The organism is Streptomyces goshikiensis (genome assembly GCF_014650555.1).
GTDB classification, from domain to species: domain Bacteria; phylum Actinomycetota; class Actinomycetes; order Streptomycetales; family Streptomycetaceae; genus Streptomyces; species Streptomyces goshikiensis.
Genome location: NZ_BMVE01000002.1, coordinates 417,453 through 439,923, shown reverse-complemented (window position 1 = coordinate 439,923; position 22,471 = coordinate 417,453). Strand labels below are relative to the sequence as shown.

Here is a 22,471-nt window from a genome sequence, read left to right as displayed (position 1 = left end):
AGGTGGCGCTGGTCCCGGGCTCCTTCGCCGGCACGGCGGCCATCAGATCGCCGTCTGCGCCGGGCCCGTCGAGGGTGTGCCGCACCCGCGGTACAGTCGTGGCGTTCTGGCGCCTCGCCGAATATGGCCTTGGGGTCGTGAGTCATCAGGGCTCAGAGAGTGGCGCCGAGATTCGGATCATCCGAGACGTCGTCCCGGAATTCCTTGCGCGAGGTCCGCCCGCCCGATTGTGCGACGCCCTCGCATGGGGTGAGGTCGGGTGTCTCGTAGAACGCTCGTGTCGTGTCAGGCATTTGTGTGTCATGGCGCCCCCGGGAGCGAATGCATGGGGCGGGTACAACGCGGCTTCCGGCAGCGTCAGCTGATGGGGCGTCGGATCACATCCGTCGGCCCTCGGCACCCAGGGGTGTTTCAGGGACACCGCGCGCAGATGCGGGGCGAGCACCCGGGTGGCTCTGCCGCCGGTCGGCCTCCGCGGCGGGGGGCTCCAGCGCGACGTCTCGCGCGGGCGGGGTGTGCGGCGCGGGGGCGGGGCGCGGGGCGACGGGGCGGTTTGCCCGCCGCCAACGATGCACCTTCGTACCGGAAAATCCCGCGCCCGGCCGGAATTTGACGTGAATCCCGACGGGAGAACCCGATAGCGGACGCCCGAAAGGACAACGCGCCGCCTTCCCCGGCCGCCCCCTCGCACCGTTAGTCGCCCGGATGCGATATGCAGCACCGGAGCCTCCCGCTCCAGGTACGCCGCGGCGCACCGCCGCACCGTACGGCCAGGCCGTGCGCGCCCGCTCTCCACGCCGCCTTCGGGAAACGGGATTGGCCGTAAACAATCGATCCCCGCCCGGAACGCTCCACATTCGGTTTCCCGAATTGACGATTGATCACCTTGTCTGGCGGCAATGAAGGGGGCGTGATAACTTCGCGGACCGACAAGGGAAACCGTGCCGACTCCTGGGGGATGGTCGGTGGAGATGAGCGTGCCTCGGCTGCCGCCGAAGAAGGTACATCTGCGTCTGGTGCTCGTGGAGGAGCTCAGCGCGCTGGACTGCCTGCGCGATCCCGGGCAGCGGGTGCTCTTCGGGCACAGCGTCGGCGAATACCTCGAACGGCCCGTGGACATGCCGGGCAAGGACGCGCGCAACGACACGGTCGCCCTCGTCCACGCGGTGCTGCGGGAACAGCACGAGGTGGAGACCGCCCTCGACGCCCTGCTCTACGCCGTCGGGCTGCACGAGGGCAGCGACACCGCCGGAAGGGTCCGTGAGCGGGTGCTGAGCGCCTGGGCGCCCGAGGTGAGTCCCCTGCTTCCCCTGCACGGGGCGTTCGAGGACGAGGACGCGGGCGCCGCCCGCGCGCTGCTCGCCGGGCAGAGCGGGATCGACCGGGGCAGGCTGCTCGACCGGCTGGCGTACGAGCTGCGGCTGGAGCTGCCGCGCGAGCTCACTCCCGCGCAGCTCTTCGACCACCTGCTGGACATGAACGCGCAGGCCGACGGGCTGCCGCCGGCCGTGGTGATGCTGGAGTCCGTCGCCGCGCTCGCCCCCCGCGAGAGCGACCGGCACCGGCTGCGCGACTGGTGCGACGCCTGGGCGGCGAGCGCCGGCGCGCGGGACGCGCTGGCGCGGCGGCGCGCGCAGATCCAGGCCGCCGCCCCGCCCGACCGGGACATGCCGCGCTGTCTGATCGTCATGGTGGATCCCGCGGTGGACGGCTCGCCCGACATCTTCGTACGGCACTGGGTCAACCGGAGCGCCGGCTACTGGGCGCCCGTTTCGGGGAGCCTGGAACGGGCCACCCTGGAGACCCTCGGCGCCGCCGTCGAGCGGGCGATCCGCCGCGGCGAGGAGTCCTGGGCGGAGGCGGACGGCTCCGGCGAGGACACGAGCCCGATCCACGTGGAGTTCGTCCTGCCGTACAGCATGCTCAACCACGACGTGGCCGGGATCGGCCGGAGCGCGGACGACTCCGGGGACCCGGTCCCCATCGGGCTGCGCTACTACGTCCACCTGCGCAGCCTGGAGCGGATGCGCACCCGCGACCCGGCGCAGCTGCGCCGCTGGCGGCTGCGCTGGCAGACGCTCCGGTCGGCCGCCGCCGCCCGGCCGCACTCCTGGACGGGCTCCGACCCGGCGACCGGGCTGCGGATCTGGCGCAACCAGCTGGTCGCCGACCAGCAGCTGACCGCGGTGACCCTCGCCGCGCCCGCCCTGGAGGGGCAGGCGCTGGAGCCCCTGAAGGCGGCGATCGCCGAGGGCATCGGGGTGGCCCTCTGGGACCGCAGGGAGCCCTCGCGCGAGCAGCTCGGCGTGCCGCTGAACATGCTCATCGGCTACCCCACGGCGCAGCTGCCCGTCACCATCCACCGCCTGCGGATGAGGGCGGAAGTCGAAGCCGGAGGGTTCCAACTGCCGGGCCGGCACGTCGCGTTCTTCTACGATGACCCCTTCAGGCTCATCGACTGCGAGGAGGTACCGGCATGACCGAGTACGAGCAGGAGCAGGATGCCCCCGCGGTCGACGCAGCCGGAGCCGACGGCACTGCCTGGCGCGTCTTCCACGCCACGGGAGCGGCGCCCGCCGGGGCTCCACCGGCCATCCCGCCCGCCCCGCCCTGGCGCGAGTTCGCGGGGCAGCCGCTCCAGCCCGCGCCCGCCGACGACGACCGTGCGGAGCGCCGCCGCCTCGGCGCCGAGGACCCCCGGCCCAGCCTGCGGGACGACGAGATCGACACCGTCAACGCCGCGCTGCTGCTGCGCCGCCCGCTGCTGGTCACCGGGCCGCCCGGGGTGGGCAAGTCGACCCTGGCGTATCTGATCGCCCGTGAGCTGGGCCTCGGCCGCGTCCTGCAGTGGAGCGTGGTCAGCCGGACCACCCTGCGCGAGGGGCTGTACGCGTACGACTCCATCGGCCGCGCCCAGGCCATCGCCACCTGGCGGGCCGGGGTCACCGCCGGAGCCGAGGCTTCCGCGGGGACCGGGGCCGCCGCGGGGACCGGGGCCGCCGCGGGGACCGGGGCCGCCGCGGGGACCGGGGCCGAGCCCGTCGGGCGCGAACAGCCGCCGCAGCTGGGTGACTTCATCACGCTCGGCCCCGTCGGCACCGCCCTGCTCGCCTACGAGCGGCCCCGCGTCCTGCTGATCGACGAACTCGACAAGAGCGACATCGACCTGCCCAACGACCTCCTGCACGCCCTGGAGAACGGCAGCTACGAGGTGCCCGAGCTGGTCCGCGGCGCACTGCCGGCCGTCAGCGTGTTCACCGACGACCCCGGGGCCCGTGCCGAGGTCGTCGGGGGCCGCGTCGAGTGCCGCGAGTTCCCCGTCGTGGTGATCACCAGCAACGGCGAACGGGAGTTTCCGGCCGCGTTCCGGCGCCGCTGTCTGCCGCTGGAGATGCGCCCGCCCAGCCGGGAACAGCTCGTCTCCATCGTGATCAGCCACCTCCGGAGCAGGCCGGAAGGGGTGGACACGCTCATCGACGAGTTCGAGAAGCGGGTCCGCGAGGGGGGCACTCAGTCGGTCGACCAGTTGCTGAATGCGGTGCACTTGACCACAGCGGGTGGTTTTCAGGCGGACACCGACGGGCGTAAGCTCATTGAACTGCTGCTGCGCGACCTCGCGAAAGGCCGCTGATGGACGGCTCTCCCAGGGAGCGCGCACCCGACGCCCGCGCGGTGGCGGACGGTCCTTCCGCCGACCGTCCTTTCACTGACGGCCCCTTCACCGGCCGCCCCTTCACCGACGGTCCTGCCTGGCAGGAGATCGCCGACGCCGTATGGCTCGCGGCCGCCCGCGCGGCGGCGACCCCCGCCCCGCCCCCGGATCCGCCGGTGGACGAGGAGCCCCGCGCACCGCAGGAGCGGCGGCCCCGGGACGAGGAGCGGGCCGGCGCCCCGCAGGGAGCCGACGGCGCCGGAGCGACCCCGCCCGGCGCCCCCGGTGACGGGCCGACCGCCGAGGGAGCGTCGCCACCGCCCCTCGGTCCGGACCCCGCGCACGCTCTCGCCGCCATGCCCCCGTCCGGCGCGGACGAGGACGCCGGCGAGGACGCCACCGCCGCGGGCACCGTCGTACGGGACCCGGCCGGAGCCGTCGTCCCCCTCGGGCGCAGGCGCGTCCGGCGACCGCCGCCGCTGCGGCTCGCCAAGGCGCTGCACCGGCTGAGCCGCAGCGTCCCCGCCCGCGACCGCCTGGAACTCGACGAGGAGCGCACCGCCCGGCACGGCATCGCCGACGGCCTCTGGATCCCGTACCTGCGGCCCGCCGCCGAGAAGGCCTTCGACCTCGTCCTGCTCGTCGACTCCGCGCCCACCATGCGGATCTGGGAGGACCGGGTCGCCGCGATCGCCGTGGAGGCCGCCCGCAGCGGCGCCTTCCGCGACGTACGCACCGTCCGGCTGGAGTTACCCCGGTACGGCACGGCACGGCTGCGCTGGTCCGGGGGGCGCACCGGCGATCCCGCGGAGGTGCTCGACGCCCGGGGGACGCGGATCCACCTCCTCGTGACCGACGCGCTGGCGCACGGCTGGGCGGGCCCCGCGGCGGACGACCTGCTGACGCGGCTCGCGCGCGGCGGCCCCACCGCGCTGGTGCACCTGCTGCCCACCTACCTGTGGCACCGCTCCTCGGCCCCGCCCTACCGGGCCGAGCTGGAGTCGGGCGGTTTCGGCGCGCCCAACACCCGGATCGGGCACGGCCCCCCGCAGGACGAGCCCTGGGCGGAGCCGCCCGTCAAGCCGGGCGCCGGGCGGGGCGTCCCCGTACCGGTGCTGAGCCTGAAGCCCGAGTCGTTCGCCGCCTGGGCCGATCTGGTGACGGGAGAGCCCGGGCTGCGCCGGACCCTGCCGTACGTCCTCGCGGGCACCCTCGCCGAGGGCCAGCCCACTCCCGGGCTGCGCACGCCCCGGACGGCCGGCCCCGGCTCCGCCGACGCGGCCGTGCGCCGCTTCTTCTCGCTGGCCACCCCGACCGCACGCCGGCTGACCACCCATCTGGCCGCCGTGCCCTTCGAGTTCGAGCTGATCGAAGAGCTACGGGGCCGGGCCCTGCCCGAGGCGGACCAGGGCCATGTCGCCGAGCTCCTGATGGGCGGGCTCATCGACTGGGGCGGCCCGGACGGCGACCGCCCGCCCGACTTCGCCGAGGGCGTCCGCGAGGCGCTCCTGGCCACCGGGACCCGCAGCCAGCTCGCCCGGACGGTGAACCTCTTCGCCGACCTGCCCAGCGCGCGCGACCGGGGCGTGCGGCTGCGGGCCGCGCTCCAGGACCCCGAGGGCACGGCCCTGCCGGAGACCACGCCGGCCAACGCGCCCTGGGTGCGGGTCGAACTGGCGGTGCTGAAGGCGCTCGCCGGCCCGTACGCCCGCCGGGCCGCCCGGGTGGCGGTCGCGGCGGGCGCGGGCCCCGGCAGCGGCAGCGGCAGCGGCGGTTCGGGGTACGGGGCAGCCTTCCCCGTCCTCGGCGCCGGCCCCACCGCCCGCGGCGGCACCACACCCGACGTCGCCACCCCTGACGTCACCACACCAGGCGGCTCCGGCTTCAACAAGGGGCAGGAGTCGTCGAAGCGGGGCATATCCCCTGCGCAGACTCCGCCGACCTGGGTTCTCCCGAACGACGACGAACCGCCTGGAGCACGTGTGCCGACGACCACCGACAACCCCTCCGACCCGAAGGCTGATCCGCCCATGGAGCCCAAAGCTTCCCCGACCACCCTCTTCGTCCGTACCGGCCAGCCGAGGGTGATGGGGAACGTCCCGCCGAAGAACCCCAATTTCACCGGCCGGGAGAACCTCCTGGCGGCGGTCGAGGAACAACTGCGTTCGGACGAGACCGCGGCGGTCCTCCCGCACGCCCTGCACGGCATGGGCGGCGTCGGCAAGTCCCAGCTGGCGATCGAGTACATCTACCGGCACAGCCACGAGTACAACGTCATCTGGTGGATCCCCGCCGAGCGGGAGAACCTGATCCTCGGCGCCCTCGTCGACCTCGCCCGCGCCCTGGACCTGGACGTCGGCCCGCAGGCCAACACGGCGGTGCCCGCGGTCCGCGAGGCGCTGCGCACCGGGCGGCCGTACGAGAACTGGCTGCTGGTCTTCGACAACGCGGAGGACATCGAGACCGTCCGCCGCTACTTCCCCACCGGCGGCCCCGGCAAGATCATCGTCACCTCCCGCAACCGCGACTGGGAGCGGGTCGCCGCGCCGCTCACCGTCAACGTCTTCGAGCGCGACGAGAGCATCGCCCTGCTCCAGCGCCGGGCCCGGGACCTCAGCACCGAGGACGCCGACCGGCTGGCCGAGGCCCTCGGCGACCTGCCGCTCGCGATCGAGCAGGGCGGCGCCTGGCACGCCGCCACCGGCATGCCCGTCAGCGAGTACCTCCAGCTGCTGGCCGAGCGCAGGCCCGGCATCCTGGAGCTCGACCCCGCCCCGGACTACCCGATCTCGGTCGCCGCCGCGTGGAACATCTCCCTGGACCAGCTCGCCGCCAGCAACCCGGCCGCCCGGCAACTGCTGGAGATCTGCGCCTGCATGGCCCCAGAGCCGATCCCGCTGGGCATCCTGCGCGGCAGCCGCAACGTGGACATCACCCCGGAGCTCGACCCGGTCCTGCGGGACCCGGTGCTGCTCGCCCGGGCCACCCGCGACCTCAGCAAGCTGTCGCTGATCAAGCTCGACCACAAGAGCGGCACCCTGCACATCCACCGTCTGATGCAGGCCGTGCTCGCGGCCGGTCTGGACGAGGAGCGGAGCCGGGAGATGCGCCGCGCCGCCCACGTCCTGCTGGCCGCCGCCAAGCCCGGCGCCCCGGCCGCACCCGACCAGTGGGCCGCCTACCAGGCGCTGCTGCCGCACGTGATGAGCAGCGGGGCCGTCCGCACCTCCGACCCCTGGGGTCGCGAGCTCATCGTGTCCATGGTGCTGTACCTCTACTACTGGGGCGCGCACACCGCGGGCGCCGAGGTGGCCCGGGAGGCGTGGGACGCCTGGCGGGCCGAGTCGGGCGAGGAGAACGCCCAGGTGCTCCAGATGGGCAAGCACCTGGCCTTCCTGCTGCTCCAGACCGGTGAGGTCGCCCAGGCCCTGGAACTGAACCGGACCGTCCTCGAAATCTCCCGGCGGGAAGCCGTCTCGGAGGAGGAACTCATCGGCTCCATGACGCAGATGGCCGGCGCCCTGCGCTACAAGGGCGACTTCTACGCGGCCCGCGAGCTGGACGAGGAGGCCGACAGCCGGGCCCGCGACCTGTTCGGTCCCGAGGACCCGGCGACCCTGCTGGCCGCTCACGGCTACGGCGTGACGCTGCGGGCGTGCGGCGAGTTCGCGACGGCCCGCGCGCTGGACGAGGAGACGGTCCGGCAGTGGGACACCCTGTACGGGCCGAGCAACGGTCTCACCCTCAACACGATGAACGGTCTCGCGATCGACATCCGTGAGTCCGGCGACTACCCGGCCGCGCGCGTCCTCCAGGAGGAGACGTACCGGCTCTACCGGACGGTCTTCGGCGAGGACAACGCGGCGACGGTGCGCGCCGCCCGCAACCTCGCCGTGTGCCGGCGCCGGGACGCCGCGCTGCACGAGGCGTCCGAGCTCACCGAGGAGACCCTGGAGCGGTTCACGCTGCGGTACGGGGAGGAGTACCCGGACACCCTGGCCTGCGCGGTGAACGCGACCGTCGACCGGCGGCTGCGCGGGGACTTCGCGGCCTCGCGCGATCTGGGCGAGCGGACGCTGCGGCACTACCGCTCGATGCTCGGGCACCGGCACGCGTACAGCCTGGTCACGATGACCAACCTGGCGGCCACCCTGCGCGCCATCGGGGACATCGACGCCTCCGAGGCCCTCGACACGGAGGCGACGGACCTGTTCCGGGAGGTGCTGGGCGATCTGCACCCGTTCACCCTGACCGCCGTGCTGGGCCTGGCGAACAACCACTACGCCCGGCTGGACTTCGACGCGGCCCGGAGCCTCGACGACGACACCCTGCCGAAGCTGGTCCGCAGCTGCGGCTCCGACCACCCGCTGACGCTGTCCTGCCGCGCGAACCTGGCGCTGGACCTGCGCGGGCTCGGCCGGATCCAGGAGGCCGACCAGCTCAACTCGGAGGCCGTGCAGGGCTTCGCGAGGGTCCTCGGCCCGGACCACCCCTGGCTGGTGGCGGCCCGGCTGCACCAGCGGATCGAGTGCGACATCGCCCCGATGCCGCTGTAGCGGTAAGCGGTACGCGGTACGTACGACAACACCGCTGCGGGGCCCGGGTTTCTCCCCCGGGCCCCGCAGCGGTGTCGTACGGGCCGGACCGGCCGGGCCTAGAGCGGCGGGGCGTCGCCCACGGGCAGCCGCGCTCCCGGCGCGTCGGCGGCGGCGGTGGCCGCGCGCTCCTCCCGCTCCCGCAGCCTGCGGACCACGACCAGCAGCGGCTGGGTGAGCACGGTCGTCACCAGCGCCATCAGGACCAGCGCCGTGTAGAGCCGGCCGCTCACCAGCCCCGCCTGGAGGCCGACGTTCAAGGCGATCAGCTCGGTGAGCCCCCGGGTGTTCAGCAGGACGCCGACCGTCCGCGCGTCATGGCGGTCCAGGCCCGACAGCCGGGCCGCGACGGTCCCGCTGACCAGCTTTATCGACACGGCGAGCAGCGTGATCAGCGCCAGCGCCGCCACCCCGTCGGCGTCGAGCGCCCCGATCTCCACGCTCCTGCCGGAGACCACGAAGAAGAACGGGAGCAGGAGCAGGCCGATGTCGTGCAGCGGCCGCACCAGATCCGGGTCCAGCGTGCCGCCCCGCTCCCGGGGCGTCACCACGCCGGCGAGCAGCGCGCCGAAGATGACGTGCAGCCCGAGGGCGTTGGTCACCCACGCCGAGGCGAAGGCGAAGCCCACCAGGACGGCCAGCCGCATCGAGGGGTCGACTCCCGCCCGCCACAGCAGCGCCCGCAGCACCGGGCGGGCGCCGAACAGCATCGCCACCAGGAACCCGAGGAGGAGCAGCAGGCGCACCCGCCAGCCGAGGCCGCCGGCCCCGTCGGACTCCATCAGGGTGCCGGCCAGGACCGTCCAGCCCATCACGTCGATGAGCCCGGCGGCGGAGACGGCGACGATCCCGGGCACCGTCCCGGCGAGCCCCTTCTCGCGGACGATGGCGGTGAGCACCGGCACCGCGGTGATGGACAGCGCGACGCCGAAGAACAGCACCGAGGAGCCCGTCATCCGCTCGGGCGCGCCCAGTTCGGCGAGCTGTTCGTGGAAGAGCAGCGCCGCGCCGCAGCCGGCCGCCATGGGCAGCAGGAAGGCGGCGAGGGAGACCGTCACGACCGAGCGGGCGCGCCCCTTGAGCACCCGCAGGTCGAGCTCGTAGCCGACGGCGAAGAGGAAGAGGACGAGGGCGATCTGGGCCAGCCCGGTCAGGACGGGGGTGAGGGCCGGGGGGAACAGGATGCCGGCCAGTCGCGGGGAGACCTCCGCGAGCATCGTCGGCCCGAGGGCGATGCCGGCGATGAGCTGCCCGATGATCGTCGGCTGGCCCAGCAGCCGGGAGAGCCGGCCCGCCGTGTGGGCGACGATCAAGATGAGCGCGGTGGCACCGACGAGATGAGTGATCATCGCATCAGAACTCATGCGGTCCCCCTGTGGAGTCCGGTGCCGGGGCCGGCTGCCGCGGCGGGTGCACGACCAAGCGCCAGAGCGATTGCGCACCCGGGTCAGGGGCACTTTTTCAGCATACTGCCAAGTTGACGGGGTGTTATGTGCCACGATCACGTCGTCGTGACGCGGGGGCGAGGGGCGGGGGCGGGGGCGCGTGACCACAGCGCTGTTCATTCACGGGACGGGTGTGCGGGAGCCCGGATTCTCCGATCTGTACGGGCGTTTCACAGCCGGTTTGCTGGAGTTCGCACCGGATGTCCGGACGGCCTCGTGCTACTGGGGCGGGGAGCTCGGCGCGCGCCTGGGCGCCGGCGGCCTCTCCGTCCCGCACACCGGCGGCCGCAGCCGCGGCGGCCCCGACGGGGCGATCGGGGCCGAGGCGATCGGGACGGCCGACGGGACCGAGCTCTGGGCGGACCTCTACCGCGACCCGCTGGCGGAGCTGGCCGCGGCCGCCGGCAGCGGCGCCGGTTCCGCTTCCGGGCCCGGCGGGAGCGCGGAGCTGCCCCTGGGCGCCGCGCTCCCCGCGGAACGCCCCCGCGCGCTGCTCTGCGCCCTCGACGGGCACGTGGGCGACATCGCGCGCGGCGCCGGCCTCCCCGCCCCGTACCTCGCGGCCGCCGTCACCGAACTCGCCGCCAGTGCCGTGCTGAGCGGCGCCGGCGCGGCCGTGCCCGACGAGGAGGAGCTCGCGCGGCTGCTCGCCCGCGCCCTGGTCGCCGTCGCCCTCGCCGCCCTCCTCGACGCGGACGCCCCGGTCGTTCCCGACGGCGCCGCCCGGGACGCGGCCGTCGCCGCGCTCGCCGCCCGCATGGGCGCCCGCCCGGAGGGCTCGGAGCGGGGCCTGGGGGCCGCGCTGGCCCGTCCGGTGCTGCGGATCGCCTCCCACCAGGTGGTCCGCCGCAGGCGCGCGCTGACCGAGGCCGCCCACCCCGCCGCAGCCGACGTCATGCTGTACCTGGCCCACGGCGAGCCCCTGCGCAGGCGCCTGCGCGAGGCGGTCGAGGAGCTCGAACCGCCCGTCGTGGTCATCGGCCACAGCCTCGGCGGGATCATCGCCCTCGACGCCCTGATCGCCTCGCCGTCGCCGCGGGTCGCCCTGCTGGTCACGGTGGGCTCCCAGGCGCCCTTCCTCTACGAGAGCGGCGCGCTGCCCGGGCTCGTCCACCCCGAGCCGCTGCCGGAGCACCTGCCCGACTGGCTCAACGTGTACGACCGCCGGGACCTGCTCGGGTACGTGGGGGCCCCGCTCTTCCCCGGCCGCGTCACCGACGTCGAGGTCGACAACCGGCAGCCGTTCCCGGCCGCGCACAGCGCCTACTGGACCAACCCGGCCGTCTACCGGGCCATCGCCGCCCGACTGCCGTGACCGCCGCGACCACTCCCCCGGTCCCGTCCCCGTCCCCGGCGCGGACCTTCGCGCTCGTCGTGGGCATCGAGCGCTACGCCGCCGGGCCCTCGTGGGACCTGCCCGGACCGGCGAACGACGCGCTCCGCTTCCGCTCCTGGCTGCTGCGGTCCGGAGTACCGGAGCAGAACGTCCTGCTCTGCCTCGACCCGCTGGCCGACCACGGCGTCCCGCACCACCCGGCCGACCACGGCACGCTGCGCGGGCTTCTGCTGTCCCGGCTCCCCGCCCTGGAGGGCGAGATGCTGTGGGTGTGGTGGGGCGGCCACGGGGTGCTCGACCGGGCGGAACGGCTGCGGCTGCTGTGCGCGGACGCCGGCACCGCCGACAAGCGCAACCTCGACCTGGAGTCGATGCGCACCACCCTGGCGAGCGATCTGCTGCCCGGCTTCGGCCGGCAGGTCTGGATCGTCGACGCCTGCCAGACCTTCGAGGAGGAGTACGGCTTCCGCACCAGCCTGCCCGACGAGGGCCTCCCCACGGGCCGCCGCGTCCGCGGCCACCACCAGACGCTGCTGCTCGCCGCGACCCGGGGCCAGCGGGCCGCCAACGACCCGGGGCGCGGTACGGGGCTGTTCTCCGAGTGCGTCCTCGACGTACTGGAGGGGTCGCCGGCCGGGCCGCCGTGGCCCGAACCGGAAGCCGTCTTCCGGGACGTCCGGGAGCGGGTGGCGGCGCTCAGGGCCGGGCGCCGCACCGAGCAGGTGCCGGCGCTGCGCATCGTCGGCCCGGAGTGGAGGGAGGAAATCGAGCCACCGGCCGGTCCGGGTCCGTCCCCTTCGCCCCAGCCGTCCCGGCCGCCGTTGCCGCGGCTGGTCGACGCCCTGCTCTCGTACCCGATGGCGCACGACCCGGCCGAGCGCCAGCTGATGGTCTCGTCGCTCCCCACCGGCCGCACCGCGCGCATGCAGCGGCACGGCAAGGCCCGGACCGACCTCATCGGCATCATCCGCACCTTGAGCGAACAGCCGGGAGAGGTGTGGCTGCTCTACGACGCGGTCACCCTGCTGGACGACGACCCGGGGCGCGCGCAGGCCCTGGAGGAGGCCGTCGTCGCATACGCCGGCGCACGGCCGGGGGGCTCCGGGTAATCGACTGGCTTGATCACATGGGCTTTCACAGACCGCTCCCGTTCGTCATCATGGAGGAACTCCGGTATCGCGAGCGGCACAGCTGAAAAGGGCGCGTGAGCGGGGCACTTGAAGGGGGAATCACGTTGCATGAGCCGGCTGACGCGGACCGTCCGGGTCACGTCGAATCCGATCTGGTGGATCTGACCGGAGTGAGCCTCGCCGCCGTGCGCGGCGTTCCGTCGCCGCTGCGCAACGCGCGGCTGCTGACCCAGGCGCGGCGCCCGCGCAGCAACGCCATGGGCGGCGGGAATCCGCCGCGGAGCCACGAGGCCGCATAGATGGACTCGCCGGGGGACGACGGCCGCCTGACGATGCCCGGACACCTGTTCGACGAGCTCGCCACGGGCGGCGGTTCGGCGGAGGCGGTCGCGTTCCTGGTACGGGTGGAACGCACGCGGCGTCTGATGCTGCTGGGTGAGCTGCTGGACCGCCTCGACGAACACCCGGTCGTGGTGGGCTCCGCGGGGACGGCGTGGCGGCTGATCGCGGAGGCCGCGGAGGTACGGCCCGAGGCGGCCGAGGAACTGCTGATGAGCCCTCAGGTCGGCTGCTGGATCACCCACATGCTGCGGCGGATGCACGGCACGGCGGACGGCCCGCCCCTGTGGGCGGACGCCGGGCACCTCTTCGCGGTCTGCCTGGTCGCCCGCCTCCGCGCGGGCCTGGACGCCGATGTCGTCGTCCCGCTGCGCGACGGCGCGCTCACCCTGCCCACGCTGGGCCTGGTCACCGTCACCGCGCCCGGGGCGGGCGGTTTCGCCACCGCGCGGGCTCGGCTGCGGGGCGGGGAACTCCGCCTGAGCGGCGCCGGGTCCGGCGGGGAGGTGGTCGTCCGCCCGCTGGACGGTGCGCCGGACCGGCACTGGACGCCCGCGCGCACCTTCGCCGGTACGCCGACCTGGCTGGACGACCTCGATCCGTACCGCGACCTCGACGAACCGGTCGCCCCGCGGCCCCTCCCGGACGCGGAGTCGGCTTACTGGCAGCGCCTGTTCGGGGAGGCCGCCACCATCCTGAGCCGGCCCTCCACCACCGGACCCGGCCGGCTGCGCGTCGAGGAGGTGCGCCGGATCGTCCCCTGGACCGGCGCCCCGGCGAGCGCCGGCCCGTCCCCGGACCGGGAACCGCCGGGCGGGTCGCCGTTGAGCGCGACCACGGCGGACGCCTTCGGGTCGATGGTCGTCTCCCGGCCCCGGGACGGCCTGGCGCTCGCCGAGGCGATGGTGCACGAGTTCCAGCACAGCAAGCTCGGCGCACTGCTCCACCTGTTCCCGCTCCTCGACGACGACGGCGCCGAGGTCCACTACGCCCCCTGGCGCTCCGACCCGCGCCATGCCTCCGGGCTGCTGCAAGGCGCGTACGCCTTCACCGGAGTGACCGGGTTCTGGCGGGACCGGATGGCCGACGGGGCCGCGGACCCGGAACTCGCGGCCTTCCAGTTCGCCCTGCGCCGCCTCCAGACCCGGCTCGTCGTACGGACCCTGCTGACGCGGGCGAAGCCCACCGGCCCCGGCATCCGTCTCCTGCACGGGCTGGCGGCCACCCTGGACGGCTGGCTCCGCGAGCCCGTCGCCCCCGGTGTCGCCGCGCGGGCGCGGGCCGCCGCCCTCGCCCACCGGGTGGAGTGGCGGCTGCGGAACCTGCGCTGCGGCGAGGCCGAACGGGCCGCCCTGACCACGGCGTTCCGGGCGGGCGCCGTCCCGCCGCCGTCCTCCCGGTACCAGCCCGTACTCGGCGGGGGCGCGGCAGAGAGCGCCGCCGACGGGACGGGCGGGAGCGGCGGGATCGACCCGCACGGCCTCAGCGACCGGCTCCTCGCGGTGGCCGGCGGATCCCCCGGCCGCCGCGCGCTGCTGCGCCGCCCCGAACGCCTGCTGGCGCTGGCCCCCGGGACCCCGGAGGAACTGCGGCGCGCCGCCGACTGGCTGCTGCTGCGCGCGTAACCCCCGCGGGCGCGCCCGGGCCGCGGTTTGGCCCGGACCGCTCATCCTCAATACGATCCGGCGATGATCACAAGAAGATGGTTGGCAGCCGGGGCGGGCGGGCTGCTGGCCGTGCTGGCCGTCGGGCTGTTCCCGGCGAACGCCGCCGCCGGGGAACCCGCGGCGAAGGAATCCCCCAAGGTCGAACTGGTACTGGACGTCAGCGGGTCGATGCGGGCGACCGACATCGACGGCAAGTCCCGGATGGCGGCGGCGAAGCAGGCCTTCAACGAGGTGCTGGACGCCGTCCCCGACGAGGTGCAGCTGGGCATACGCACCCTCGGGGCCAACTATCCCGGTGACGACCGGCAGGTCGGCTGCAAGGACACCAAGCAGCTGTACCCCGTCGGCCGGCTCGACCGGACCGAGGCGAAGACGGCGGTGGGCACGCTGGCCCCCACCGGCTGGACGCCCATCGGTCCGGCCCTGCTGGGCGCAGCCGACGACCTGAAGGGCGGTGACGCGACCCGGCGGATCGTGCTCATCACCGACGGCGAGGACACCTGCGCCCCGCTCGACCCCTGCGAGGTGGCCCGCGACATCGCGGCCCAGGGGATCCACCTGGTCATCGACACGCTCGGGCTCGTCCCGGACGCCAAGACGCGCAACCAGCTGCTGTGCATCGCCGAGGCCACCGGCGGTACGTACACCTCGGTCCAGCACACCGACGAACTCTCGGGCCGTGTAAAGCAGTTGGTGGACCGGGCCGCGACCCCCGTGGTCAAGCCCGTCGCGACCGAGGGGGCCAAGAGCTGCGAGGGCGCCCCGAAGCTGGGCGCCGGCCTCTACAGCGACCGCGAGACCTTCGGCGAGCACCGCTGGTACCGGGTCGACGTCCGGCCCGGTCAGGAGCTGCGCGCCTCGGTGAGCGTCTCGGCCGACCGCGCGGTCAACAACGACTACGGCGTGTTGTTGCGCGCGTCGACCACGCACGGGCGGGAGATCGTCCGGGGTTCGGAGGCGGGTGACGGACGCACCGACGCGATCTCGACCGGCCTGCGCTACCCGAAGCCGGAGACCGGCGACGAGGACACCGGCGCGGACGGGAAGCCGGTCGCGGAGACCGTCTGCCTCCAGGTCAGCAACTCCTTCGCCGCGGGCCCGTCGGTCAAGACCACCCCGGGCCTGCCCGTCGAGCTGACCGTCGACCTGGTCGACGCGCCGGACGACGCCTCCGACGTGGCCTCCTTCGGTCTCGGCCGCGGCTGGTGGCTGCTCGCCGTCCTCGTGCTCGCCGGGTTCCTCGCGGGCCTGGTGTGGGGCTGGATCTCCCGCTGGCGCGTCTCCGTCTGGAGGACCAACTGATGCGTACCGTACGCATGCTGACCGCCGCCGTCGCCCTGGCCTGCGCCGGTCTGACCGCCGGGGCGGGCGCGGCCGCCGCGGCCGGCCCCTCCCCCAGCCCGAGCGCGAGCGGCAAGGGGGGCGCGCCGACCGAGGCCGGCACCACCTTCCGTACCGCCACGACGCTCCAGCCGGGCCTGCTGGGCACGGCCGAGGCCTCCACCGGTGACTACCTGTACTGGGTGACGCCGCTGGACTCGGGCCAGCGGGCCACCGTCAAGGCGACGGTGAAGCTGCCCGGGTCGGCGTCCCGGCACGGCGCCTCGACCTGGCGCCTCGACGTGTACGACGGGCTGCGCCGCCGGCAGGCCTGCATGTACGGCGTCCAGAGCGCCGGGGCGGCCAAGGAGGCCGCGTCGGTCGAGCTGTCCTGCACCCTGCGCGCGGTCCGGCCCGGGGCCGAGCCCTGGGCCAACGACCCGCTGCCGGGGAGCTACTACGTCCGGCTGACCGTGACCGACGTGGCGCAGGAGGACCTCGGTCTGCCGGTACGGGCCGAGGTGCGGGCCGATGTGCGGGAACTCGGCGGCGCCGTCGCGGTGGACGGGGCGCTCGCCGCGCCGCTGACCGTGCCGAAGCCGGCCGTGGCCGCGGAGCCGGAGGGCGGCTGGTCCGGGGGCCGGTGGTCCGACCGGTGGATCTGGACGGCGGCCGGCGGCCTGCTCGCGGCCCTGGCCGGCATCGGCGGCTACGCGCTGACGCGGGGCTCGGGGCGGCCGTCGCGGGTGCCCGGGGCCTGACCGGCCGGGCAGGAGGAGGAGCGGTCACGGTGCCCGGCGCGGCACCGTGACCGCTCCTCCCGCGTTACGGCCCGGGGCCGTCGGGGCGTCAGGCCGTCAGGCCGTCAGCAGGCGGTCCCTCAGCCGGGCGGCCGTCCCGGCGGTGATGCCGACGCGGTCGGCGAGGTATCCGGCCGGGGAGCCGTAGCGCGTCGTCAGATCGGCGAGGACGAGGGACAGCAAGGCCGCCGGGGCCCGCCCGTACGAGGGCCAGCGCAGGGTGCGGCCCGGGTTCGCGGCGTGCCAGTCGGCGGTGAGGCGGGCGGTGGCCAGCTCGGTGAGCGCGAAGTCGGCCAGGATCTCCTCCTGCGGCACCTCCAGCAGGGTCAGCACGAGCGCGGCGATGATTCCGGTGCGGTCCTTGCCCGAGGTGCAGTGGAACACGGCCGGTCCCGGCCCGGTGGCGATGAGCTCGATGGCCTGGCGGATCTCCGCGGCCCCGTCCTCGGTGACCTCGGCGAACCGGTCGGCCAGGTACCGCCAGGGGTCGACGGCGGGGTCTATCTCGGCCTGGTCGTAGGGCCGGTGCTCGATGCTGAGGTTGGCGTAGGTGAAGCGGTGCGCCTGCGGGATCCGGCCTTTGGCCTCGATCTCCCAGGGGTAGCGCAGGTCGATGACGGTACGGATGTCCAGCGCGAGGAACCGCTCCCAGTCGGCGCCGCTCAGCTTGCCCAGGGAGTCGGCCCGGTAGAGCGCCCCCCAGGCGACGGTGCGCCCGTCGGCGGTGCAATATCCGCCCAGGTCGCGGAAGTTGTGGAGGCGCTCGAACTCGATGTGGCGGCGGCTTGTCATGTTTTCGATCATGCACCAGACCCCGGCGGAGCGGGAGTTCAGCGCGTGGGGGCCACCGCCGGCCCGTCGGCGATCGGGGCCGGCGGTTCCCCGTCGTACGGGGCGAGCGCCGCGGCCAGCCGGGCGAACTCCTCCCGGCCGAGGCCCGCGAACCGGTCGGGGCAGCCGGGCGGGAGCGGGGCGGGGCCCCCGGCCCCGAGGCCGTCGGCGCAGCGGCGCAGCAGCCCGGCCAGCCGGGCCGGGGACACCGGCCGCGGCTCGGCGGGAAGGTCCGTCTCGGGGCGGCCGCGACCGGGGGCCGCCGGCCGGAGCACGGCCACCCGCACCCGGGCGTGGTCCTTGACGGCGCGCAGGAGCGGGTCGAGCGCGGGGGCGCCCGGATGGCCGGCGAGGGCGGCGCGCAGGGCTCCGGGGACGGGCTCGCGGAAGGCGGGGCCGCCGTGGAGGAGGAGCGCGGAGGAGAGGTCGTAGAGGGCCGCCGCCCGGGCGGCCGGCGGGCCGGTCTCCGCCCCGGGGGCGGCGGCGAGCACGTACAGCGCCCGCGCGAGGGACCGCCAGACGGCGAGCGCGGCGTCGTGCAGGTCACGGTCACGGTCCCGGTCCCGCGCGGGCGCAAGGGCGGGCGCGACGGCGGGTGCAGCGGCGGGCGGGAGGGCTGAAGGAAGGAGCATCTCTTCGTCCTGCGGTCGGTGGCCGACAAAACGGGCCGGTGCCCCCCGGGGACCGTCCGGTCCTGCCCCCTCGCCCTCTGCGGGCTCAACGACGCCGGGCGCGTGGGGAAACGGTCCGGCAACCCCGGGTGGCCGAACGGGCGCGCCCCGGCGGCCCGCCGCGGGGGTGACCGGGCGGGTGCCGGTTGAGCCGTTCAGTCGCCACAGTGAGCGACAGTCGCATCACCGTATGTAATTTCATCGTGCTCCCCTTCCGTCGGCGGCGGACCGCGCCGCACGGCAACCAGGAAAGAGGTCCCGATGAGGCGCATGCGGCACAGCGACCAGGACGAATCCCCGCCGGGCCGGACCGGATACCGAGGCTGGCGGCGGCTGGCCGTCCTCGCCGTCGCTCCGCTGCTGGCCCTGCCGTCCACCGCGGCGAGCGCCCAGGGCGTGTGGCTGACCCTCCCCCAGATGCCCACCGCGCGCGCCTACCTCGCGGGCGCGGCGGCGAAGTGCCCGGAAGGGCTCCACGGCACCTGCGTGTACGCCGTCGGGGCCGACGCCAAGCTGGAGGCGTACAGCCCCGCGGTCGGCACCTGGGCCACCCTGCCGCCGCTGAGGACCCCCCGCTCGAACCTCGCGTCCACGACGGCTCCCTGTCCCGGCGGGGTCCGGGGCGACTGCGTCTACGCCATCGGGGGGCTGGTCGGCGGCACCACCACCGTGACCAGCCTGGAGGCCTACAGCACCGAGACCAACGTCTGGCTGAGCCTGCCCCCGCTGCCGGGCGGCCCCCGCGCCTCCCTGGGCGCGGCCACGGCGCCGTGCCCGACCGGGGTCGGCGGACTCCGCGGTACCTGCGTCTACGCCATCGGCGGGACGACCCTCACCGGTGCCGACCCGATCCTGACGCGGGTGGAGGCGTACAGCCCGGCCACCAACACCTGGGCCACCGTCTCCTCCCTGCAGACGGCCCGTTCCGGCCTCGGCGCCACCGGCGCGCCCTGCCCCGGTGACCTGGGCCTGCGCGGGACCTGTGTCTACGCCGTCGGCGGCGGCAACACCGGCGACGCCGCCCTCATCACCGCCGAGGTGTACAGCCCCGAACTCGACGGGTGGCAGCCGCTGCCCGACATGCCGACCGAGCGCGGTCTGACGGCCGCGGCCACCGCGCCCTGCCCCGACGGCATGACCGACGGCTGCGTGTACGCCGTGGGCGGTACCAACGGCACGGACAACCTGGCCGCGCTCGACGCGTACAGCCCCGTGACCAACGCGTGGGTGACGCTGCCCCCGATGCCGACCGCGCGCCGGGCCCTCGCCGCGGCGGCCGCGCCGTGCCCCAAGACCCGAAAGAGCGACTGCGTGTACGCCCTGGGCGGCCTCCCGGGAGCCGACGAGACCCCGACGTCGAAGGCCGAGGCCTTCGCGATCGAGGGCTCCGAGCAGCGGCCCGGCAGCGACCAGCCGCCGCAGCGGCCGACCCAGCCGGGCGCGGTCACGCCTCCCGGCGGCGGCCAGCAGCAGAACCCCGGCGGGCAGACCTGGCCGGACCACCAGCAGCGGCCGCCGGCCGCCGAGCAGCAGCCGGGCGGCGCGCAGCAGCCCGGAGGCGGCCAGCAGAGCGGCGGCGCCCAGCAGCCCGGTGGCGCCGCGCAGCCCGGCGGCGGGCAGCGGCCCCCGACCAGGCCCGACCAGCAGCAGGCGCAGCCCGGCACGGGCCAGCAGCAGAAGCCGGGCCAGAGGCCGCCCGCGAAGCCCGGCCAGAAGCCTTCCGGGAAGCCCGGCCAGAAGCCCAGCACGAAGCCGGCCCCGGACACCTCCCCGCAGGAGAGCCTGGAGGACGAGCTGCCCTTCGTCCGGCCTCCGCTGGAGGAGTCGGACGGCTCGTCGCAGGAGTTCGAGCCCTCGGCGCGCTGACAGCGCGCCGACCGCCCTCGCGGGCGCGGACCGGAGCAGATCCGGGCCGCGCCCGCGAGGCGTGCCGGGCCCGCCGGCTCAGCCGCCCGCGAGCTCCTCGCGGACCGTGCGGGCCGCCGCCACCAGGTGCTCCAGTGAGGTCCGGGTCTCCGCCCAGCCGCGCGTCTTGAGGCCGCAGTCCGGGTTCACCCACAGCCGCTCCGCCGGGATCGCCCGCAGCCCCTCGCGCAGCAGGGCCACCGCCTCCTCGGTGCTCGGCACCCTCGGCGAGTGGATGTCGTAGACGCCGGGGCCGACCTCGCGCGGGTAGCCGGCGCCCGCGAGTTCCCGGGCCACCTGCATGTGCGAGCGGGCCGCCTCCAGGCTGATGACATCCGCGTCCAGCTCCTCGATGGCCCGCAGGACGTCCCCGAACTCCGCGTAGCACATGTGCGTGTGGATCTGGGTGTCCGGCCGGACCCCGGCGGTGGTCAGCCGGAAGGACTCGGTGGCCCACTCCAGGTACGCGGCGCGGTCGGCGGCCCGCAGCGGCAGCGTCTCGCGCAGGGCCGGCTCGTCCACCTGGATGACGGAGGTCCCGGCCGCCTCCAGGTCCGCGACCTCGTCGCGCAGGGCGAGCGCGACCTGCCGGGCCGTGTCGCCGAGCGGCTGGTCGTCCCGTACGAAGGACCACGCCAGCATGGTCACGGGGCCGGTCAGCATGCCCTTGACGGGCAGCCCCGTCAGCGACTGGGCGTACGAGGTCCAGCGCACGGTCATCGGCTGCGGGCGGGAGATGTCCCCGGCCAGGATCGGCGGCCGCACGTACCGGGTTCCGTACGACTGGACCCAGCCGTGCTGGGTGGCGAGATAGCCGCTGAGCCGCTCGGCGAAGTACTGGACCATGTCGTTGCGTTCGGGCTCGCCGTGCACGAGGACGTCGATGCCGGTCTTCTCCTGGAAGCCGATGACCTCGCGGATCTCGGCGGCGATGCGCTCCTCGTACCCGGCGGCGTCGATGCGCCCGGCCCGCAGGTCGGCGCGGGCGGCGCGGAGTTCGCCGGTCTGCGGGAACGAGCCGATGGTGGTGGTCGGCAGCGGCGGCAGGCCCAGGCGCGCCCGCTGGGCGAGGGAGCGCTCCGCGTACGGGAGGGCGCGGCGGGCGTCGGCGCCGGTGACGGCGGCGGCCCGGGCGCGGACGGCCGGGTCGCGGGTGAGCGCGGATCCGGCGCGGCTCGCCAGCGCGGCCCGGTTCGCGGCCAGTTCGGCGGCGATGACCCCGGTGCCCGCGGCCAGGCCCCGGGCGAGGGTGGCGGTCTCGGCGGTCTTCTGCCGGGCGAAGGCCAGCCAGCGCGCCACCTGCGGGTCGAGGTCCCGTTCGGCGGCGACGTCGAGCGGGACATGCAGCAGGGAGCAGGAGGGGGCCACGTCCACCTGTCCGGCGAGGCCGAGCAGGGTGCCGAGGGTGGTCAGGGACCGCTTGAGGTCGTTGACCCAGACGTTGCGCCCGTCGACCACACCGGCGACGAGCCGCTTGCCGGGGATGCCGCCGGCGGCGGCGAGGTCTTCGAGGTTGCGGGCGGCGCGCCCGGTGAAGTCGAGGGCGAGGCCTTCGACGGGGGCGGCGGCGAGCACGGGAAGCGCCTCGCCGAGCCGGTCGAAGTAGGAGGCGACGAGCAGCTTGGGCCGGTCGGTGAGGGCGCCCAGCTCGCGGTAGGCGCGGGCGGCCGCGCCCAGTTCGGCGGGGGTGCGGTCCTGGACCAGGGCGGGCTCGTCGAGCTGCACCCATTCGGCGCCGGCGGCCTTCAGTTCGGCGAGGACGGCCGCGTAGGCGGGCAGCAGCCGGTCGAGCAGGGTGAGCGGCTCGAAGCCGGGGGCGACGCCGGGGGCGGGCTTGGCGAGGAGCAGGTAGGTGATGGGCCCGACGAGCACGGGCCGGGCGGCGAGGCCGAGGGCGGCGGCCTCGCGGTACTGGGCGAGCTGCGCGCCGGGGTCGGCCGTGAAGGCGGTGCCGGGGCCCAGTTCGGGGACCAGGTAGTGGTAGTTGGTGTCGAACCACTTGGTCATCTCCAGCGGCGCCACGTCCTGGGTACCGCGGGCCATCGCGAAGTAGCCGTCGAGCGGATCCGCCTCGTGGGCGGCGCGGTGGCGCTCGGGGACCGCGCCCAGCATGACGCTGGTGTCGAGCACGTGGTCGTAGTACGAGAACTGGCCGGTCGGTACCTCGGTCAGGCCGGCGGCGGCCAGCTCCAGCCAGGCCTCGCGGCGCAGCCGGGCGGCGGTGTCGTGCAGTTCGGCGGCCTGGACTCGGCCCTTCCAGTACCCCTCGACGGCCTTCTTCAGCTCCCGCTGCGGGCCCTGTCGGGGGTAGCCGTGCGCGGTCGCCCGTACGGCGGGCGCGGGTGTGGGGGGTGTGGCGGATGCGGTGGTCACAGAACTCTCCTTCGCGAGCGTGTCTGAGGACGGATCCCGGCGACGGGACACGGGCACGCGAACGCGAAGGGATGGCAGAGGTGCACGCCGACCCGCCCGAGAGGTCACCGGAATCTCCGCGCGCGGACGTGGGTCCGCACGGCGGGCAACGGGCAGGTCTTCGGACTCGCGGGCACGCCTGCCCCGACCTGTCGGTCGGGGACGGACACCTACTGGCCGTCGCTTCCCAGGCCCGTCCGGGCCCAGTGCGTATGACGGCGGTCGTTCTCGCTCACCGCTGCGGGGCAGTCCCGGATTCCCACCGGGTTCCCTCTTACGACGCTTCCCGCCTGGCGGACGGGGGCGAACCAGCTGCACGGCCCACCTTACGGGAGCCGAATGTCAGATCGGGGTCAGACGACCTGCCG

General features: G+C 75.0%; 14 protein-coding genes and 1 riboswitch. Of the genes, 10 read left to right on the top strand and 4 right to left on the bottom strand.

Annotated features, from left to right (window positions below; all coding sequences use genetic code 11):
* Window positions 1-971 precede the first annotated feature (971 nt).
* From IE248_RS07220 to fxsT, 3 genes are read left to right on the top strand one after another with little or no spacing between them, the layout of a single operon-like run.
* Window positions 972-2,480 (top strand): VMAP-C domain-containing protein, encoded by a 1,509-nt coding sequence (locus IE248_RS07220; RefSeq protein WP_190030210.1) that lies wholly within the window; start codon window positions 972-974, stop codon window positions 2,478-2,480.
* Window positions 2,477-3,631 (top strand): AAA family ATPase, encoded by a 1,155-nt coding sequence (locus tag IE248_RS07215; protein WP_190030209.1) that lies wholly within the window; start codon window positions 2,477-2,479, stop codon window positions 3,629-3,631. The genes IE248_RS07220 and IE248_RS07215 overlap by 4 nt, the downstream gene beginning before the upstream one ends.
* Entirely contained in the window at window positions 3,631-8,208 is a 4,578-nt protein-coding gene (gene fxsT, locus IE248_RS07210; protein WP_190030208.1) for an FxSxx-COOH system tetratricopeptide repeat protein, read from the top strand. The genes IE248_RS07215 and fxsT overlap by 1 nt, the downstream gene beginning before the upstream one ends.
* Before the next feature lie 98 nt (window positions 8,209-8,306).
* Here fxsT and IE248_RS07205 read toward each other — a convergent pair whose 3' ends face one another.
* A complete protein-coding gene (locus IE248_RS07205; RefSeq protein ID WP_190030207.1) occupies window positions 8,307-9,611 on the bottom strand; it encodes a cation:proton antiporter in 1,305 nt (434 codons plus the stop codon).
* A gap of 262 nt (window positions 9,612-9,873) precedes the next feature.
* Between IE248_RS07205 and IE248_RS07200 the strand changes: the two genes are divergently transcribed.
* From IE248_RS07200 to IE248_RS07175, 6 genes are all read left to right on the top strand, one after another.
* Window positions 9,874-11,007: an alpha/beta fold hydrolase gene (locus IE248_RS07200; RefSeq protein WP_308438131.1), complete on the top strand. Its 1,134-nt coding sequence runs from the start codon at window positions 9,874-9,876 to the stop codon at window positions 11,005-11,007.
* Complete coding sequence (locus IE248_RS07195; RefSeq protein WP_190030205.1) at window positions 11,004-12,137, top strand: effector-associated domain 2-containing protein; 1,134 nt, start codon at window positions 11,004-11,006, stop codon at window positions 12,135-12,137. The genes IE248_RS07200 and IE248_RS07195 overlap by 4 nt, the downstream gene beginning before the upstream one ends.
* 125 nt (window positions 12,138-12,262) lie before the next feature.
* Entirely contained in the window at window positions 12,263-12,457 is a 195-nt protein-coding gene (locus tag IE248_RS07190; RefSeq protein ID WP_037798422.1) for a hypothetical protein, read from the top strand.
* On the top strand, window positions 12,458-14,122 hold the full coding sequence (locus tag IE248_RS07185; protein ID WP_190030204.1) for an HEXXH motif domain-containing protein: 1,665 nt from the start codon (window positions 12,458-12,460) through the stop codon (window positions 14,120-14,122).
* 63 nt (window positions 14,123-14,185) lie between these two features.
* Window positions 14,186-15,466: a VWA domain-containing protein gene (locus tag IE248_RS07180; protein WP_037798420.1), complete on the top strand. Its 1,281-nt coding sequence runs from the start codon at window positions 14,186-14,188 to the stop codon at window positions 15,464-15,466.
* Window positions 15,466-16,245 (top strand): hypothetical protein, encoded by a 780-nt coding sequence (locus tag IE248_RS07175; RefSeq protein WP_190030203.1) that lies wholly within the window; start codon window positions 15,466-15,468, stop codon window positions 16,243-16,245. The genes IE248_RS07180 and IE248_RS07175 overlap by 1 nt, the downstream gene beginning before the upstream one ends.
* Window positions 16,246-16,341: 96 nt before the next feature.
* Here IE248_RS07175 and IE248_RS07170 read toward each other — a convergent pair whose 3' ends face one another.
* The gene (locus tag IE248_RS07170) at window positions 16,342-17,076 is read right to left on the bottom strand and encodes a tyrosine-protein phosphatase (RefSeq protein ID WP_190030202.1); all 735 of its coding nucleotides are present in this window, start codon (window positions 17,074-17,076) and stop codon (window positions 16,342-16,344) included.
* A gap of 38 nt (window positions 17,077-17,114) precedes the next feature.
* On the bottom strand, window positions 17,115-17,747 hold the full coding sequence (locus tag IE248_RS07165) for a hypothetical protein (RefSeq protein ID WP_190030201.1): 633 nt from the start codon (window positions 17,745-17,747) through the stop codon (window positions 17,115-17,117).
* Window positions 17,748-18,047: 300 nt separating this feature from the next.
* On the opposite strand from IE248_RS07165, the gene IE248_RS07160 reads away from it, so the two are divergent.
* The gene (locus tag IE248_RS07160; protein WP_190030200.1) at window positions 18,048-19,652 is read left to right on the top strand and encodes a Kelch repeat-containing protein; all 1,605 of its coding nucleotides are present in this window, start codon (window positions 18,048-18,050) and stop codon (window positions 19,650-19,652) included.
* Window positions 19,653-19,730: 78 nt separating this feature from the next.
* On the opposite strand, the gene metE is transcribed toward IE248_RS07160, so the two are convergent.
* Window positions 19,731-22,064 carry a 5-methyltetrahydropteroyltriglutamate--homocysteine S-methyltransferase gene (gene metE, locus IE248_RS07155; RefSeq protein WP_190030199.1) on the bottom strand — a complete coding sequence of 778 codons (2,334 nt, stop codon included), beginning with the start codon at window positions 22,062-22,064 and terminating at the stop codon, window positions 19,731-19,733.
* Between the two features lie 134 nt (window positions 22,065-22,198).
* A riboswitch (cobalamin riboswitch) is annotated at window positions 22,199-22,431 on the bottom strand.
* Window positions 22,432-22,471: the final 40 nt, after the last annotated feature.